The organism is Methylobacterium oryzae (genome assembly GCF_036441375.1).
GTDB classification, from domain to species: Bacteria; Pseudomonadota; Alphaproteobacteria; order Rhizobiales; family Beijerinckiaceae; genus Methylobacterium; species Methylobacterium oryzae_A.
In genome coordinates this window covers 57491-74993 of sequence record NZ_MLCA01000014.1, presented here as the reverse complement: position 1 = coordinate 74993, position 17503 = coordinate 57491, and the positions used below count along the sequence as shown (strand labels likewise).

10 protein-coding genes and 4 pseudogenes are annotated in these 17503 nt (G+C 65.6%); 8 read left to right on the top strand and 6 right to left on the bottom strand.

Annotated elements, in window-relative coordinates; genetic code table 11:
• Window positions 1-86 precede the first annotated feature (86 nt).
• The gene (locus MOTC310_RS24065) at window positions 87-1433 is read left to right on the top strand and encodes a nucleobase:cation symporter-2 family protein (protein WP_331303583.1); all 1347 of its coding nucleotides are present in this window, start codon (window positions 87-89) and stop codon (window positions 1431-1433) included.
• Window positions 1434-1518: 85 nt separating this feature from the next.
• Here MOTC310_RS24065 and MOTC310_RS24060 read toward each other — a convergent pair.
• The 3 genes and pseudogenes from MOTC310_RS24060 to MOTC310_RS24050 all read right to left on the bottom strand — a co-directional run.
• Window positions 1519-1831: pseudogene (locus MOTC310_RS24060) on the bottom strand (integrase core domain-containing protein); the annotation flags it as partial.
• 145 nt (window positions 1832-1976) lie between these two features.
• Window positions 1977-3243 (bottom strand): annotated as a pseudogene (locus tag MOTC310_RS24055) (IS3 family transposase).
• 2360 nt (window positions 3244-5603) lie between these two features.
• Window positions 5604-5822, bottom strand: coding sequence for a hypothetical protein (locus MOTC310_RS24050; protein ID WP_331303582.1), 219 nt, complete (start codon window positions 5820-5822; stop codon window positions 5604-5606).
• Window positions 5823-6558: 736 nt separating this feature from the next.
• On the opposite strand from MOTC310_RS24050, the pseudogene MOTC310_RS24045 reads away from it, so the two are divergent.
• From MOTC310_RS24045 to MOTC310_RS24015, 7 genes and pseudogenes are all read left to right on the top strand, one after another.
• Window positions 6559-7523, top strand: a pseudogene (locus MOTC310_RS24045) (winged helix-turn-helix domain-containing protein); the annotation flags it as partial.
• Between the two features lie 1178 nt (window positions 7524-8701).
• Complete coding sequence (locus MOTC310_RS24040; RefSeq protein ID WP_331303581.1) at window positions 8702-9763, top strand: aromatic ring-hydroxylating dioxygenase subunit alpha; 1062 nt, start codon at window positions 8702-8704, stop codon at window positions 9761-9763.
• Between the two features lie 6 nt (window positions 9764-9769).
• Window positions 9770-10543: a hypothetical protein gene (locus tag MOTC310_RS24035; protein ID WP_331303580.1), complete on the top strand. Its 774-nt coding sequence runs from the start codon at window positions 9770-9772 to the stop codon at window positions 10541-10543.
• Between the two features lie 79 nt (window positions 10544-10622).
• Complete coding sequence (locus MOTC310_RS24030; protein WP_331303579.1) at window positions 10623-11603, top strand: PDR/VanB family oxidoreductase; 981 nt, start codon at window positions 10623-10625, stop codon at window positions 11601-11603.
• Window positions 11600-11917, top strand: a complete 318-nt coding sequence (locus MOTC310_RS24025; RefSeq protein ID WP_331303578.1) for an acylphosphatase — start codon at window positions 11600-11602, stop codon at window positions 11915-11917. Before MOTC310_RS24030 ends, MOTC310_RS24025 begins: the two co-directional genes overlap by 4 nt.
• A gap of 88 nt (window positions 11918-12005) precedes the next feature.
• Window positions 12006-12821, top strand: coding sequence for a xanthine dehydrogenase accessory protein XdhC (gene xdhC, locus MOTC310_RS24020; RefSeq protein ID WP_331303577.1), 816 nt, complete (start codon window positions 12006-12008; stop codon window positions 12819-12821).
• Between the two features lie 311 nt (window positions 12822-13132).
• Window positions 13133-14815, top strand: a complete 1683-nt coding sequence (locus MOTC310_RS24015) for a methyl-accepting chemotaxis protein (RefSeq protein WP_331303576.1) — start codon at window positions 13133-13135, stop codon at window positions 14813-14815.
• A gap of 214 nt (window positions 14816-15029) precedes the next feature.
• Here the strand turns inward: MOTC310_RS24015 and MOTC310_RS24010 are convergent.
• The 3 genes and pseudogenes from MOTC310_RS24010 to MOTC310_RS24000 form a co-directional block, all read right to left on the bottom strand.
• Window positions 15030-15506 (bottom strand): annotated as a pseudogene (locus tag MOTC310_RS24010) (competence/damage-inducible protein A); the annotation flags it as partial.
• Between the two features lie 270 nt (window positions 15507-15776).
• The gene (locus MOTC310_RS24005; RefSeq protein ID WP_331303575.1) at window positions 15777-16325 is read right to left on the bottom strand and encodes a DUF2478 domain-containing protein; all 549 of its coding nucleotides are present in this window, start codon (window positions 16323-16325) and stop codon (window positions 15777-15779) included.
• Window positions 16326-16408: 83 nt separating this feature from the next.
• Complete coding sequence (locus MOTC310_RS24000; RefSeq protein ID WP_331303574.1) at window positions 16409-17479, bottom strand: aromatic ring-hydroxylating dioxygenase subunit alpha; 1071 nt, start codon at window positions 17477-17479, stop codon at window positions 16409-16411.
• Window positions 17480-17503: the final 24 nt, after the last annotated feature.

The following is a 17503-nucleotide window of genomic DNA, read 5'->3' as shown; positions in this document are numbered from 1 at the left end:
CGCTCCGGAACGAGTTCTCGGGATCGCACATCCCGGGCGAGCGCATCTCTCCGTCATCCAACGCGCCAATATAATAGGAAAACTCGATGCAGCACGCCGCCGGTAAACTGAGACCCGGGGCCACGTCGCTCTTGGTCCTGGGCTGCCAACACGTGCTGGTGATGTATGCCGGCGCGGTGGCGATCCCACTCGTGTTGGGGGCGGCATTGCAACTGCCGAAGGAACAGGTCGCCTTCCTCATCAACGCCGACTTGTTCGCATGCGGCTTGGCAACGATCATCCAGGCGATCGGCGTCGGCCCGTTCGGCATCCGTCTGCCGGTCATGATGGGCGTCACGTTCACAGCCATGGGGCCGATGATCGCGATCGGATCGGATCCGGCCCTGGGTTTGCTCGGGGTTTTCGGCTCGACGATCGCCGCCGGCATAGTCGGAATCCTCGTCGCCCCGGGCGTCGGCAAGCTGCTCAGGTTCTTCCCGCCGGTCGTCACCGGGACGGAAATCATGGCGGTCGGTCTCTCGTTGATGAGCGTTGCGGCGACTTGGTCCGCCGGGGGCTTCGGCAGTCCTGACTTCGGAAATCCGCTTTACCTCACGATCGCGGCGCTCGTCCTAGTATCCATAGTCATGATGTTGAGGTATGCGACGGGTTTCGTGAATAACATCGCCGTACTCCTCGGCCTCCTGTTGGGGTTCGGAGTCTCGGCTGCGCTCGGCCTGGTCACCATGAACGAACTCGAGGCGGCGCCTTGGTTCGGCGTGGTGGTGCCATTCCGCTTCGGCATGCCGACCTTCAACGTATGGGCGGTCGCGGCCATGTGCATCGTCATGTTCGTCACGTTCATCGAATCGACGGGCATGTTCCTCGCGCTTGGCGAGATCGTCGAAAAGCCTGTCTCGGAAAAGGATCTGGTCAGAGGGTTCCGGGCCGACGGGCTCGGCACCCTGCTGGGCGGCGTGTTCAATACCTTCCCATACACGTCTTATGCGCAGAACGTCGGCCTCGTCGGCGTCACCGGGGTCAAGAGCCGCTGGGTCTGCGCCGTCGCCGGCGTATTGCTGATGGTGCTCGGCCTCTTCCCGAAGGTCGCGGTCGTGGTCGCCTCCATACCACCCTTCGTCCTCGGCGGAGCCGGCATCGTCATGTTCGGAGTGGTAACCGCGAGCGGCATCAAGGTATTGTCCAGGGTCGACTTCAAGCTCGTGGGCAACCTGTACGTCGTGGCGATCAGCCTCGGGTTGGGCATGGTGCCCGTGGTAACCCCCAAGTTCTTCTCCAGGCTGCCTCACGATCTCGCCCCCATCCTGGAGAGCCCGGTGCTGCTGACCGCCATCTCCGCCATCATCCTGAACGTTTTCTTCAATGGCACCGGCAGCTCCTCCGTCGCGGCGGGGGAGCTCGCCGCCGCGGCGAAGGAAGCCGAACTGATCTGATGCTTCCGGCCGGGGGCGGAGACGCGTTGCTGCGTCCTCGCCCCCAGTAACCCAGCGTGACAGCCTTCCCTCACACGGCTCAAACCTAAGTTGATGATCCCTGGATGTTGCGTGACGGGTCGAGCCCGGAGCGTTCAAGCCCTTTGTCCAGGCGTTCAGGAAAAACCCGGAAGGTTCGAGCCGAACAGTATTTTGAGCCTGCGCTCATGGTAGTGTGCATCGACGAACTGATGCAGATACGTTTGCAGCTGAGTATGACCGTCGCGATGGTGGCGCTTGACCGTCGCGTCCTTGGTCGTGCGGTTCATGCGCTCGACCTGCCCGTTTGTCCAAGGGTGGTTCATCTTGGTCGGCCGTTGGTCGATGCAATGCTCGACGAAAATACGATCGAAGATGTGTTGATTATTGCAGATGTCTTGCTGGCGTGAAGCGAGCTGAATGACGTAGCACATCGGGGAATAACCCGACGGTTCTGGGGCGGGGTGCGAAGCCGGTCTGAGCGCAACTGTACCGCCTGCGGATTGTGAGACACCGATCTGAAGCTTAGGCGGCGATGGCCGCGGGTGGTAGCTGCGCGGCGCGGATTTCGGCCGGTGGCCGGAACCCGTGTCGCTCGATCAGCCACGTCTCATTGTAGAGATCCCGGAACGCCAGCAGGGCTTGGCGCAGATCCTCGACCGTGTCGAAGTGATCGACCCACAACAGGTTCTCCTTGAGGGTGCGGATGAAGCGCTCGGCGCAGCCATTCCCCTCCGGGGCGCGCACGAAGGCGGGCGAGCTCGCGATGCCCAGGAACGCGAGCTCCGCCTGGAAGGCGTCCGCCATGTACTGGCTTCCGTGATCGTGCCGGACGCTCAGGCCGGGGGCGATCTCGGCCGCGAAGCCGCCGAAGCGCTGCCGCACCCCTTGGCGGATCGGCTCCAGCGCCTCGAAGCGCGTGGCCCGGCGCGCCGCATGGATGCCCACGCACTCGGCCGAGCAGTGATCGATGGCCACGAACACCGCGACCTGCCCCTCGGCCGTCCAGGTGGTGGCCAGGTCGGTGTCCCACATCGTGTCGACCCGCTCCGGGATGATGGTGCCGTCGTGGTTGCGCGGACCGCGCGGCGTGCCGACCCGCGTGGGGGCCAACAGGTCGTGGGCGCGCATCAGGCGCAGCATCCGGCGCTTGGAGGTGCGCACGCCCTTCATGCGCAGCCGTGCCCAGACCTTGCGATGGCCTTCGCCGTGGAAGGGGCTGTCGGTCAGGATGGCGCGGATCCGCATGAGCAGTGCAGCATCTGGCATCGCCCCGACCGGGCCGGGCCGCCGCGCGGGATCGGACGCGGCCTCCGATCCGAGCCCCGAGCGGGGCGGTGAGAGATGCCGGTGGACTGTGGCGCGCGACACGCGCCAGATCCGGCACACCCGAGCCAGCCCGTAGACGCTGCCGCTGGCCGGCGAGACGGTCCGGCTCATGGCCGCGACCGCCTGCGGGCCAAAGGGCCGGAGCCACGCGCCTCCAGGGCGGCGACCTTGGCCTCCAGCAACTCGCGCTCCAGCAGCATCTCGCCGAGCTTGGCCTTAAGACGCCCGCTCTCCAGCGCGTCCGCATCGAGGGGCCGGGTGGACAGGCTGGCCTCGCCCGCCGTCAGGAAAGCATCGCGCCAGCCCGACAAGGTCGCCGCCGTCACGCCCAGGGCGCGCGAGAAGGTCCAGGTTCTCACCACGCAGTAGCCGCAACACCGCGTCCCGCTTGCGCTGCCGGGACATGCGCCCACCCCGGCCAGGTCCGACCGCACCGGCAACCGCTCCTGATATTCGTCGTCATCGTTCTCACCCCTGAGCGGAGACCGTCCGCTAACGGGGTGTCTCAAGCAACCGTGGGGCGGAGGACAACGCTGCACCTTGGGCGGTCATGGCCGATCGACAGGCCTCTAGTGCGACGGTGCTCGAAGCCTCATTCCGAAGATGGGTCCACCATGACCAAACCGCAGTTTATTCCACCCGGCAGCATCCTCGTGACCATCAATGTCGCTAAAGTCCGCGACTAGATCCTGATTGAGGTGACCGGCGCTAGTTGCCGTCGCCGGCTGAGCGTCCTCAAAACCCGGTCCAACACAGGCGCCTGATCGCGCTCCTGTCGGATTTCGACCGGTCGGTGACCTGTGTCTTCGAGGCGGCCGACAACTACCATCATCCGATCGCCTGGCGCGTCCTCGAGACCGGCTTCTCGGTACCTGATCTCGTCACGGCGCTCGCCCGCACCCGCAAGGCACTGCACAATGGTTGGGGCCAGACCGATTCCGAGAGAGCACAGGTCATGCTTCACATGATTCGCATCGGCGCGAGACAGGCATACCGTGATCCGGTAGCTATCAGGATCAACAACCTCCCTTGGTCGCGATCGAGCGGATCGTTTCCAGCCGCGAATCGTGCCCACCCTACCGCTCCATCGCCATGCGCACCGCACGTTCGCGGATCTCGGGAAGGACCAGGCTGTTCGCTTTCTCATGGCCCCTACCTCACAGGATCTGGAGCCTCTCGGAAACCCGAAACGGTTTCTGCCCGACCGCGCCGTAAAACGGCACGATCGAGAGCCTCGTGTGCCACGGAACCTGCCGCGGCGCACCATGGGGTCACCGGATCGCCGGCCGGGCACCGCCTGCCGACCAATTCGTGGACCGGGCAACCGAGCCGGTGACCATCGGTCCGACATCGACCTCGTACCTAGGCGTCGAGAACAACGCGTTCCCGCCGCGGATGGCCTGGGCTACATTGGCCGGACCAGCGATGCCCTGCGTGCCGCCCGGGACGGTCGCGGCGACGAAGCCTCCGGGAGGCGACTGGGCACCAGCAACGGACGGGAGCGAAGCGCCGATGACGGCCGCGACGATTAATGGAATGGAACGTGTCATGGTGGAAACCTCCAACAGCGTGTGATGCCCATATTGGTGCATCGCCGCCCGAAGTTTGTGCGCTGCCGCACAAGGCGTGTGCACCAGGCTCCCGACCGCTGTGCCCGCAAGGCAAGTCGATGCCAGATCTCCACGTTGCCCGGTCGAGCGCGTCCTCGCGTTGACGCCCCCCGGTGTGCTGGTTTCGACCTCGGCGTGCGGCCGAAGTTCGAAACCATCCTGTCGCGAGGTGACTGGGACGCCGACGTCCAAGGGCCGGAACCCATTGAGGCGCCGCTGGTCGGACGGGACTTACAGTGCCGGTGTCGCCTTGCTGATAGTGGTGCATCCCGAAGGACGACACGACGCTCGTGTCGCGAAGGTAGAAGCGTTTAGGCAGCCTTGGGCATCGCCTGCCTGACGGCCGTGCCGAGGGCCAGGCCAATCATCATACCCTTCGTCGTCGGCTTCTCGGCTTCGCGTCAAAGCCAACCGACGTCCCCTGAGTCCACGCGCCTTCGTGGCGCCACGGGAGCTACGTTCAGGTCCGGCGTTTGGGTGCACCCGACATGGAGGTAAATCGACTCGACGAAAGCATCGGCCCCGGTTGAGCCTGGAACGATTAATTACAGGTCCCTCCGGGTGCCGAGGTTCGCGGGACCCAACCATGTCGAAGGTCCACGACCGCGACACCGGATAAATCGCGCCGTCGACGCAGGCCGTCGAGACCGCGCGGATCGTGCCTGGTCGCCCGAGACGCTTCGTGGCGCGCCAATAGGCGGGCGGATCGAGCAGCGGCGAACGGAAGGTGCCCTTTCCTTGGATCAGCGCATCAAATCTACATCCGAAAGATCACCGGACGCGAAGTTTCCTCCAAGATATCGAACCGGGCTGCTGCCATTTCAGCTCTCAACAAGCCCGGCATCGCGACAGTCATGCGACGATGCAAGTACCTCATCATCTGCAAGTCAAATCGGAAAGGAAGCAGCCTTCATGGAGCGAGGCCGAGACGCGTCGCGGGTCCAACCCTCCACTTGGGCCTATGCTGTCGCAAGCAAGGACGCAAGGCGTCCGGTAGACCCAGTAGCCGTATCGTCTCCAAAAAAATATATCGGAATCAACTATTCGGGCGTCATCGCTGAAACATCATTGGCGTTCAAACTAGTGTCCGTCACGGATTGCCACGAAATCGGCGGCCCTGCGTAGAAGCGGAACGCTACAGGACGATGAAGGCGACGTAGCCGCGCAGGGTGAGGGGCAGGCGTTCGTAGCCGCGGGAAGGCAACTAAAGCAGTCATCCCGGCAAAGGCGCGAAGCCGCGATAGGCCTCGGGCAACTTCATGACCTCAGGGCGATGCCGTGATCGGCTGACGCTTTCGCGATCACCTACGTATGCTTGATCGACGTAGGCGAGGACCACGCAGTCACCGGTTGCTTGCTGCACGGCATCAGCCGACGCGACCATGGCGTCGCCATGAGTGGCGTTGGCCGGTGCGACGTGGAGTGCCAGCACCTGGCCGCGGGGATCGAACGCCGGGCGTCGCTCGCAGCTTCGGGTGCACTTGTTGTGTCATGCCAGACAGCGTAAGCGCAGCTGTAAGACGTCTAACGCCGGCCAGATCAAACGCCCAAGCTAGCGTGCGACCGGTGGATCCAACTCCACAGGGCGAGAACTACCGGGGGGCTGCACGTCCATCGGCGGATTAGGTAGGGCAGGACCATCCACCACCTCGCCGGACCGGATCGCCTCCCGCTCGTTCGAAGCACCCGCTAAGCCGTCCATTCCACCAGGTGCGGTCGCCGGCGACGTCCCGCCCGGCGCGGTCTGGGCACCGACGTGTATACCGGACGTCAGCAGAAAACTCAGCGACGCCACGGATAATGCTGTCTTCGCGCGCATGGGTCAAACTCCCGATCCAAGTTTCGAGCGAATTTTGATCTGGATCGACCTTGAAACCTTTCAAGTCGCCTCTGGTCGGTAATAGGCCCCTATTCGCAGATCACGGTGCGACCGGTCAACGCGGTGCCGACTGATGCAGCCTAAATGCAATAAGGAATCGGCGCCGTGGCCGGCCCGGAGGCGGGGCCAGGATTCTCATTCGTTTCCCGTCGCAGCCCACGGCCAGGGATGTACCGACCGTCGTCGTTTGGGGGAAGGCGTCAGCGATCCACCCACCCCATATCACTCTGTTCCCCAATTATGCCAATCGACAGCTTTAATGATTCGCGAGGTTTTCACCGGGGCAGTTGTGCTTCGATGGGGCGAACCAGGGGAGTCCGCCGCGTCGGCTGTCGTGTCCGTCCGTCAGGATTTCGCTGGCGATGATATTCGGCGGCGACCCAATATGGGCCGGGACGCCGGCCAGAGCCGCCGGCTTCTGGCATTGGCCGCGGTCTATGACGGTGGCCGCCGCACGGAGGCGGGGCGGACGGCGAGCCAGCAGACGGTGCGCGACCGGGTGCGGTGCTCAATGCAGACGGTCGGGGCAGGCTGATCGACCGCAAGTCGCCATGCAATCGGCCCAAGCAAAATGTGGCACAGCGACGGGCGCTGCCACGCATCGTCGCGGACGGGCCGGATCGAGGTCGGCACGGCGTGGTGCGCTGGCGACGGAAGGATCTGGCCGCCCGCGTCGACGCGAGCTTCGGTGTCAGCCTGGACGAGAGCACGCTCGCCGCTTGGTCGCGCGGACTGGCTTCCATGAGCTGACGGTCCGTCGGCGCCAACATGAGCAGGATCGGGCTGCGCTCATCGCGCTCGAAAAACCTCCCCGCCACCGTAAAGGCGATTCATGCAAGCTTGGTCCCTGTGAGGCCATCGAGCTGTGTTGGCAGGGAGGCCCGCGTCGGCCAGGAGAAAGCCGGCTGCGGCGTTGGGCGCGCAGCGGGACGGGGTCCACGTCTCCCGAGGTCAACCTACGGCGTATGTCTACATCTTCGGGGCAATCTGCCCGGAGGAGGGAGAGGGTGCAGGATTGGTCCTACCTCGCTGCTGTAACGGGGCGATGAGCCTGCACTTGGCCGAGCTCGACTGCGGCGTCGAGCCCCCGCTCACGACGTCATCGTGCCAGACAAAATCCCCCGGATCACGCCCCGGCCCTGAGCCCTCAAACTGAATAGGGTGGATAACGTCTGGAAATACGTGCGTGACGATTAGCTCGGCGGTCGGATCTCCGCTTCCGGCGTCGACATCGTCCAACAGTGCTGCCACGCTTGAAATTGCCTCATCGGCCGACCTTTGGGGGATCATGTCCCTCGGTTCGCGCGCAGGCCTATCGGTCATGATCATCGCCGATTGGCATCAGGGAAACTTCGGCCGGGCCTGGCATGTCCTCCTGCAGGTAAATGCCTCGGCTCCGCCTGGAATGTCTTTGCCGGTTTGCGTCGGCATTGTCGTCATCGGTCGAGCACATCGCCGAGCGAGGGGGCGGCGCTACGATTGAATGACGTTTCGACGAACAGGGTTGGGCTCGACGGGCGCGTGTCGCCCCCCTCGGATGATCGCCATCGTGCGACGATCGATACCCTATGGACACACAGGGGCCCCGTACGCGAACGCACAGTGCCGAACGTGCGGCGCTCAAACGACGATTGGACCGGAAGGTGTTTCCGAAATCCTGAGGTTCTCAAAACCCCGAGGCGGATGGATCTTGTTTCCGCTCACGTTCGGCTGAATGCCCGTCCAGGCGTTCTCGGGCGCGTTCCTCCCTACTCCAGCCCGCCTCAGTCCCCCCTGTGGCGGGCTACTTTTTGTTCGATTGCGGGCGAATTGAACGATCGGAGCTTGCGTCCTTGGGGCCGCGCCGGCCTGATCCGTATGTCGTCCCAGTGCCGATCCGGTGCGACGGCGTGCTGGGAGGCCAGTCGCCGGATCTCGACTATCAAGACTGCTTGGAAGCGGCCAAGGCTCGCCGTCGGTTTCGCCCGGGCGCGCCGACGTAAGCCCGACTGGACCCGTCGCGATGCCGCCGGATGTCGCGTACCTCAGCATCGAAGCGCGGCTAAGGGGCGCGTAGCGTCGACGGCGGACGCTGGGCAAGTGGCATGACGTATGCCGCGACCAGCCACCGCGTGCCATGGCTACCAACCATGGGCAGGTGGCGGATAGACGGGCGCGACGCAACAAGCAGGGGGGGGGGGCGCCTCACCGCCCGTTACTGGTCGGCTCCCCGAGGGCAGCGGATGTCGACCGATGCTCGTGAGACTTGATCTGCAGCTGCGCGGCCGGCCACACGAAGCGCCGGGTCTCGCCCACGCCGCAAGGCTCGCGCGCCAGGCAGCCGCACCGTCTAAGATCTTGAACGCTGCATATGCCTAGACCGAACTTCCGTGGCTACGCGTGAATGGATAGACTCTAAGGAAGCCTACGAAATTCAAACGGAAGGAACGCCTATGAACGTGATGCTCAATCCTCGCTCGCTGGTTGAGGATCGGACCTATCTCAGGCATTTCTGGCATCCGGTGTGCACGCTCGCCGAGTTGGAGGCGGCTGGACCGGACGGGGCCGGTCCCATCGGTGCCAAGCTTCTCGGCGAGCCCCTGGTCATCGTCAAGCTCGACGGACGCATGCGCGCCATGCGCGACCGTTGCGCCCATCGCTTCGCCAAGCTCTCGGGCGGCAAGATCGTCGAGAACCGGCTACAATGCCCCTATCACGGTTGGCAATACAACGCGGACGGCCGATGCGGTAAGATCCCGGCCGCCCCGAGCGATGCGATCCCGAGGAAGGCGTTCGTCCCGAGCTACGAGTGCGAGGTGAAGTACGACATCGTCTGGGTGAGACTCGATTCGTCTTGGGATGCGACGACGATCCCGCATTGCGGAGCGTGGGATAACGACGAGTACAAGAAGGTCATCGTGGCGCAGCCCTACAACTGGGCGAGCTCCGCGGAGCGTCGTTGGGAAAACTTCACGGACTTCTCGCATTTCGCCTACGTCCACCCGGGCACGCTGTACGACCCGGCCTATTCCGAGCCGGCGATCGTCCCGATGGATAGGGTCGATGGCGAACTTCGCTTCTTCATGGAGCCCGGCAAGGACATGCTGGACACGTTGCCGCCGGACAGCCCGCTCGGCTCGTGGACGTATCGTGCCGCCATGCCTTTCACGGTGAACCTCGATATCCGGCTCTATAAGAACGACCAGCCGTTCCTGTTGTGGACCACGTCGAGCCCGATCGACGACGAGAACTGCCGCAACTTCATGATCATCGCGCACACCGATCCTGACATGCCGGACTCGACGCCGCTGGATTTCCAGAAGCTCGTCCTGGCGGAGGATCAGCCGGTGATCGAGACGCAACCGGGGGATCTGTCGCTCGAGGAGGTGTCGCTGCCGACCGACAAGGTATCCAACCAGTACCGGAAGTGGCTTCGGGAGCTGGCGATGGGCGCGATGGAGGGTCGTGAAGGCTTCCGGAAGGCGCTCCTCACGAATACCTACGAGAGCGTCTGAGGCGTCGTGACCACGTTCGCGGACGGCATCGTCGAGAACGCCTGGTACCCGCTCGGATCGCCGGTCGACATCCGGCGTCACGGGATCGAGCACACACGTCTGATGGGCCGCCAGATAGATCTGGAGGTCCATCGGACCTGGATATCACCCAGCGTGGACGGGCAGGCGCTGCCGGTGACGGAAAGGTTGGGACTCGTCTGGACCACGCTGGGTCGGCCGAACGGTCCGCCTCAGCAATTGATCGAGTACTATGAGGTAGACCGTACGACCGTGAACGTATCCTCGGCGCCGGTCGGGTTGGCCGGCCCGAAGGTGCTGGAGGGTGCGGTCGGGCTACTCGATGGTTCCGGTCAATCGGACGGCGCCGGCTCCCGACAGGTTGCCGTCGGCGGCTTGGGGATCGACCGGGACGAGCACGGTGCCCTCCGGATCGTCAGCGATCGAGCGAATCTCGGAACGCTCGGGGCGGAACTCGCATGCGAGGCGCGCATCGTGACACCGTACTCCGCTGTGTTCGCCTTCAGGCACCCGTCGCGGCCTCCCGGACAGGAGCATCGCCAAGATCTCTTCGCGATCTTCTGCCAGCCCCTGGAGGCGGGCTTGACGGTGGTGCATCGTCTGGCGGCGATCGTGGACCTGCCGGCGGGGGAGGTCGACCGAATCCGCTCGGGCCGCCCGATCGCGCAGGGCGACGCGCCGCCACCCTTCGAAACGGACGCGATCCGGGCCTACCGGACATGGATCGACGGGATCAGTCCCGGCGCATTGGGCACGGGGTAGTACCGGGCGGCTCCTCGAGGCGAACGGCCGGGAACGGGTTCCCCGGCTCGCCGGGTCGAGGAGCCCCTGGTGGCCCGGGGTGCTCGAAGATAAATTCGGGGCAATCGAAATGGTCCAGCAAGTCAACATATCACGGGTTTGGGACGAGACGAGCGAGATCAAATGCTTCGAGCTCGTCCCCGAGAACGGTGCGGCCCTGGCCGTGGCCGAGCCCGGCGCCCATATCGACGTCCACGTCGGCGGCGGCCTCATTCGGCAGTACTCTCTGTGGAACGGGCCCGATGACGGAGGAAGGTACCTCATCGGCGTCAAGAAAGAGGCTGCCTCTCGCGGCGGCTCGGTCGGCATGCACGGTCTGTCGCCCGGCCGCGTGATCACCATCGACGGCCCGCGAAACCACTTCCCGCTCGTCGAGGGAACCCCCAAGGACATCCTGATGGCGGGCGGTATCGGGATAACGCCCCTGCTATCGATGGCGCGTCACTTGGCGGCGTCCGACAAGCCGTACGAACTCCACCTGTTCTCCCGGAACGAGGACCACACGCCGTTCAAGGACGTGCTGGCGCGCCTCGACGGCGCCACCGTTCATGCCGGTTTGGAAGGGGCTGAGCGAGATGCGGTGGTGGCCCGGATCCTCGGCGACGGGAAGGACGGCGGTGCACACCTCTACACGTGCGGTCCGAAACCCTTCATGACCTTGGTGGTGGATACCGCCGCCAACTCGGGTTGGGACGCCGACCGGGTACATCTCGAATACTTTAGCGCCGACGTACCGGCGGCATCCGCGGACGACGCCGCATTGGAGGTGGTGCTCGCTCGGTCCGGCAAGTCGATCATCGTCGCGCCGGGACAGACGATCACGGACGCCATGCTCGCCGAGGGCGTCGAGATCCTGACCTCGTGCGAACAGGGCGTATGCGGTACGTGCCTGACGACTGTCTTGGAGGGAGAGCCCGACCATAGAGACGTCTACCTCAGCCCGAGCGAGCGCTCGGCCGGTAAGACGATGCTGCCCTGCGTCTCCCGATGCAAGGGTCCCCGCCTGGTGCTCGACCTATGACCGCGGGGGAAGATCCGGTCGCCGACGATACGGCGGTCGAGACCGTGGAGATCCGCATCAAGGGACGGATCGACGCCGCGTCGTTCGCCGAGTTCGTGAGTCACTACTCGCGCCGGCTCGACCTCGACGGTGGCTGCCGGATGGCCGATGCCGACACGCTGACCATCACGGTGAAGGGGCGCCGTGCCCTGGTCGAGATGCTCGCGACCGCCTGCTCGCTCGGTCCCGCCCGCTCCCTGGTCAACGACATTCAGGTCCGGAGACGACCAGGCGAGACTACGCCCGGCAAAACCCGGGATCCGGATAGCTACTGAGCGGGTGCGATCCGCCGGGGAGGTGCGACCGCAGGCCATGTGTCAGGCCATGGGTGGGGAAAGCCGATCCCGGATAAGGCTGAGCGACGTGAACGGATCGCTGTCGGAAGCCCTTCGAACGGCGTTCGCCGCCGACGAGGCGGCCGCGCTAGTCACCCTTGCGGAGGTCAAGGGATCGACGCCCCGGGAAGCCGGGGCCGCCATGGTTGTGTCGGAACGCTCCGTCACTGGCACGATAGGCGGCGGCACCATCGAGTGGGACGCCATCGCCATCGCCCGGGGGATGCTGGCCGGGGTGGTCGACCGGGAAGTGGTGCGGCGCGCCCTCGGACCCGATCTCGGACAATGCTGCGGCGGTCACGTGACGATCGTCGTCGAACGCGCGACGGCCGAGTCCCTGACCATGCTGGTCGCCAGGGAGGACGAGGAGCGGTCACGCCTCCGGCCGATCACGATCTACGGCGCCGGCCACGTCGGACGTGCGCTCGCGCGCGCACTGGATCCGCTGCCCTTCCGAACGCGCATCGTCGATGCGCGCGGCACCGAGATCGACGCCGTGACGGCGAGCCGGGTCGACCGCATCGTCGGTTCATGCACCGCGGTGGCGGAGAGCGCCGAGCCGGGCGGGGGGCATGTCGTCCTGACCCATAGCCACGCCTTGGATAGCTTGGTCTGCGCGTCGCTGTTGGAGCGTGGCGACTTTATGTATCTCGGGCTCATCGGGTCGGCGACAAAGCGAGCGACGTTCGTTCGTGCGTTCCGGGACTTGGACATATCCGAGGAGCGGATCGCGCGCTTGGTTTGCCCGATCGGCGGAACGGCCGTACGCGACAAGCGCCCCGCGGTGATCGCTGCGCTGGTCGCGGCCGAGATCGTCGCGACATTCCTCGGCGGCGGAGACTGACGGGACGCGCCATTTTTCCTCAGGCGACCGACCCACGCGATCGTTCGCCGGGCCTCGAAGCCGGCGATGGGATCTTCGTCGCGGCTTGGGGTCGAGGGTCGCTGCGCTCGAGTGTTCCGTACGGGTCTTGGCGGCTCGCCCCGTGGCGAACTTCGACCGAGCGCGCGGCGCCGTTCCAAAAACTCATCTTAGGTCTCCGCGTGTCTAAGCTAAGCCGATGATCCAGCCTTTCGCCCTAATGCTAAGCTTTATTAACATAAATGATTTACTGTCGAGATGTTCGGCGACAGCCATGATCCAGAGTCCTTGCCATGCACATGCCCACCTTCGATATCCCAAGGAAGCTTTACTCGTTAGTCGCGCTGGCTGCTCTCTGCCTGATGGCGACCGGCGTGGTCGCGTTAAAGTATCAATACGATGCGATGTACAATGAGCGCGTGAATCAGCTGTCTTCCATGACGGAGGCGGCGGTCAGCGTCATCGATCGTTATTGGAAGCTCGCGGAACGCCGCCAGATGCCCGAAAAGGAGGCGATGGCCGCCGCGTTCGCCGATGTATCGGCGATGCGGTACGGCGTCGACGGCGTCTTCTTCGTCTACGATCGGAATACCGTGGTCGTCGCCCATCCGGACCCTTCCTTCCTCGGACAAGACTTCAGCGCGGCCAAGGACACCGAGGGGTTCGCCTACAACGTCGACGTGATGCCGCGGGCGACCAGAGACGGGGTCGCCAGCGTCGAATACACCTGGAAACGCACGGCTAACTCCGAGGCCGCTCACCAGGTTTCCGTGCTGCGCATGCACAAGCCCTGGGGGATCTACGTCGCGACCGCGACATATATCGACGATCTCAGGGCGACCGTTCTGGAGCAAGCCCTGCGGATCGCCACCGTCGCCTTCGGCATCCTTCTCGTCCTCGCGGCGGCATCCTGGCTCATCATACGCTCGATCGTCGGCCCGATGGACGGACTGCGCGCCAAGATGGGCTGCCTCGCGGAAGGCCGCACCGACATCACCTTGTCGGAGACCGAGCGACACGACGAGGTCGGCGGAATGGCTCGGGCGGTCGCGGTATTCCGCGATAACGCTCTGGAGCGAGAGCGGCTGCAACAGTCGCATGACGCGGATCGGTCGATCCAAATGCGGCGATCGGAACGCCTGGCCGACCTGATCCGAAGCTTCGAGGGCACGATCACTGGCGTCGTGACGACCATCGGCGATTCGGCCACCCAGTTGCAATCGACGGCCGAGGGACTCGCAGGCACCGCGAGCCAGACGGCAGAGCGTTCGACCGCCGTCGCGGCCGCCGCGGAGGAAGCCACGGTCAACGTCAACACCGTGGCCGCCGCGGCCGAGGAACTCGGCAGCTCCGTCCAGGAGATCGGGCGGCAGGTCGCCGGATCGGCGGAACTGGCCCGGGGTGCGGTCACGGAGGCAGCCCGGACCGTGGGCCTCGTCGATGATTTGAACCAAGCGGCCACCCGGATCGAGGACGTCGTGTCGGTGATCTCGACGATCGCCGGCCAGACCAACCTACTGGCGCTGAATGCCACGATCGAGGCGGCCCGGGCCGGCGAGGCCGGACGGGGCTTCGCGGTCGTCGCCGCTGAAGTGAAGGCCTTGGCCGAGCAAACCGTGCGTGCGACGGGGGAGATCTCCAGTCAGGTCGCCCGCATCCAGGGATCGACAGGCGCGGCCGTCGGCGCGATCGGGGATATCGCCAATCGAATCCGCGAGATCAGCGGGGTCGCAAATTCGATCGCCGCGGCCGTCGAGGAACAGGGAGCCGCCACGCAGGAGATCGTCCGGAACGTCGCCCAGGCGGCCGCCGGGACGGGCGAGGTCACCAGCAACATCACGGGCGTCGCCCATGCCTCGAAGGGTACCGGGTCGGCGGCGAGCCAGGTCCTTGACGCCGCCTCGGAACTCTCTCGTCAATCGGTACACCTAAGCGCGGAGGTGCATCGCTTCCTGGCGACGGTGCGGGCCGCCTGACCGCGGGACGGTCGCCGCACGCATCCGGCGGGCGCGGATCCGGCATCCGAAACCTCGGGCGCATCCGTCGATTCGATCGGCCGCTCCCGCCGGCCGCGCATGCCAGGCGAAGCCCCGACGCGTTGTCGAGGATGGTCGCGCCGGCATGCGCGCGTCAGTCTTCGGCGTCGCGCCGGGGCCAGCCCTCGGAGGCGAGCATGCCACAGGCGGCCGCCAACATGGCCTGGAGGATCTCCGGCACGCCGGCCATGACGAAGACGTTGCCGATGCGGAAGCCCGGGGCCTTCGTCATCGGGCTGACGACGAGGTCCGCGCCGAACGGCAATCGCGCCGTCCGCATGCGTGCTTCGCTCAGGCGGCTCGGCTGGACGCGCGCGCGAAGGATGGCGAGCGCCCGCTCATCGATATCGATCCCGACGCCGAATGCCCGGGCCACGCCGTCCGCCGTCACGTCGTCGTGCGTGGGACCGATGCCGCCGGTCGTGAGCAGGTGGGTGTAGCGTCGCCGAAGTTCATTCACCGCCGCGGCGATCTCGGCTGCGTCGTCCGGTACGATGCGGACCTCGCGCACGGCGATGCCGTGCTCGGCCAACCTGCAGGCGATCGTGGCCGCGTTTGCCTCACGCGTCCGACCGGACAGGATCTCGTCACCGATCACGAGCACGGCGGCGGTCCCGACGCGTCTAGGCATCGGGGTCGCCCCGACGGGAACGAGGCAAGCCTCCGATCGAACCAAGGTCCGAGGTTCGCCCCCCCGCCGTTGCCCGCGTCGCCGGAAGCCGCCCTGCCTGTGGCCGGAGATCGTCGATGCCGCTCCCCGATCCTGAAACGTCGCGACGTCCGGGACGCCACGACGTGCGAAGGCCGGCCCGAGATCCGCATCCCGCCGCCGCCGGCCGGTGAACGAGGGTCGGCCGAAGGCGGTCGGGGATATCCTCGCGGAGAGCGGCTCCGGCGCGGCTCACCGGAGACCCCCGGCGATCCGCCGTAGGTCCGGGGTCGGGGTGCCTGCGAGCGAGCCACGCAACGCGAGCCGCCAGGCCTCGATCGCATCCGGATCCGGGGCGGCGAAGGCGGAAAGGTTGCCGGAGAACGTCTCCCACGCATCGGCGAAGGTCGGCGCAACCGCGGTCAAGATCGGTATGTCTTCCGAGACCGCCGCCGAGAAAGCCTGCACCAAGCCGGACCGGGCCGCCTCCAATTTGCCGAACTTGCTCAGCACGACCACGTCGCACCCCGCGAGGATCTGCCGGTTGATATCTTCGCAGGCCTCGACGATGCCTGAGGCGCAAAGACTGCAGGAGGTGGAGCCAGACCCCAGCCGCTGGTGGATCTCGTAGCTGCCCCCGGTCGCGACATCGACGAGCCGATGACCGGATCCATCGGGGGACGGAACCTCCACGGCGCCGACGACGCGAAGCCCGGCATCGCGCCAACGTCGGGCGCTGTCCGACAGGAGCGCCTGGATCGCGAGACTCGTGCCTCCGGTCAGGGCCAGGATCGACTTCATCAGGTTGCCTCCTTCGTCGGCCGTCAACGCCGGGTTGGGGCGAGGACCTCGCCCGGCCGCGCCGCGCTCGCGTCATGCGGACGTCACGCCACGAAGAACTGTCCCAACCCCATTCCCTTCAGGCCCCTGCGGTAAGCGATCGAGCTCCTATCGGCGGGGATGTGCGCCTCGAGGGTGGGATCCAACGGGAGGTGTTCGGGCATCTGGCTCTCGACGATGTGCTTGTCCTCCTCGAACACCCTCCGGTTGAAGTCGTAGACGTCCTGTACGGGCAGGTCCGTGTCGAAGTTCCGGGCCATCGGGCAGAACAAGCGCGTGACGCGGGCCGAGGCGGGGGACGCCGCGTTCATGATCACCAAGCGGCCATCCTCCGGATAGCGCACCTCGAGGGTCGCGACGAAGGGGAGGTGCACCTTGAAGTGGCGGCGCCAGAGAAAGCCGGGGCGATCCCGGCCCACGTTCCCGATCGGATAGTTCGCGACCGTGCTGTCGTAGATGGCATCAAACCCGGATAGGGTGGTGCAGACGTCGTATGGTGGAACGACCACGTTGTCGGGATCGCCGAACGTGTCGGCGTGGACGAAACCGAAATGTGCGACGTCTAGAAAGCCCTCGATCTGCCGTCCGGCGAAGCCGAGAACGTCGATCCAGGGGCAGACGATGCGTTGGAATCCCTGCTCGTCCCAGCCCGCCATCTCCGGGATCGTCGGGCCGTCGCTCGATGCCGACGGACGGAGGCAGGTCCACACCAAGCCATACCGGAGGGCGACCGGGTAGGTCGCCAAGTTGAACTTGGCCGGAATCTTGTTGTCTGGATGCGCGGGCACGTGCACGCACTTCCCGGCGCCCCCGAACCGCAGGCCGTGATAGGAACAGGCGACGCCGCTCCCGTCCTCATTGCTTCCTTTCGTGAGGGGGACCCCCCGATGCGGGCAAATGTCCTTCGCGACTACGATCTCGTGGCCGGAGCGGTAGACGACGAGTGGCTCGTCGAGCAGTCGCGCGGCTACCAGGCCTTTCTCGTGCACGTCCTCGCACCGGGCGACCGGGTACCAGTGTCGTGCCAGGATATGCCAGTCGTCGGCTTCGAAAGAGCAGTGGCGCGGCAGCCGTAGGTCGCTCGGCGGCATCGGGACTGGGGTGTGGATGGTCATCGATCAGGTTCGCTCGCTGAGATC

Excerpts from the sequence above, each read along its gene's own strand:
- MOTC310_RS24065 (WP_331303583.1), top strand. The coding sequence starts at position 87 with ATGCAGCACGCCGCCGGTAAACTGAGACCCGGGGCCACGTCGCTCTTG.
- MOTC310_RS24040 (WP_331303581.1), top strand. The coding sequence starts at position 8,702 with ATGAACGTGATGCTCAATCCTCGCTCGCTGGTTGAGGATCGGACCTAT.
- MOTC310_RS24025 (WP_331303578.1), top strand. The coding sequence starts at position 11,600 with ATGACCGCGGGGGAAGATCCGGTCGCCGACGATACGGCGGTCGAGACC.
- MOTC310_RS24015 (WP_331303576.1), top strand. The coding sequence starts at position 13,133 with ATGCACATGCCCACCTTCGATATCCCAAGGAAGCTTTACTCGTTAGTC.
- MOTC310_RS24005 (WP_331303575.1), bottom strand. The coding sequence starts at position 16,325 with ATGAAGTCGATCCTGGCCCTGACCGGAGGCACGAGTCTCGCGATCCAG.
- MOTC310_RS24000 (WP_331303574.1), bottom strand. The coding sequence starts at position 17,479 with ATGACCATCCACACCCCAGTCCCGATGCCGCCGAGCGACCTACGGCTG.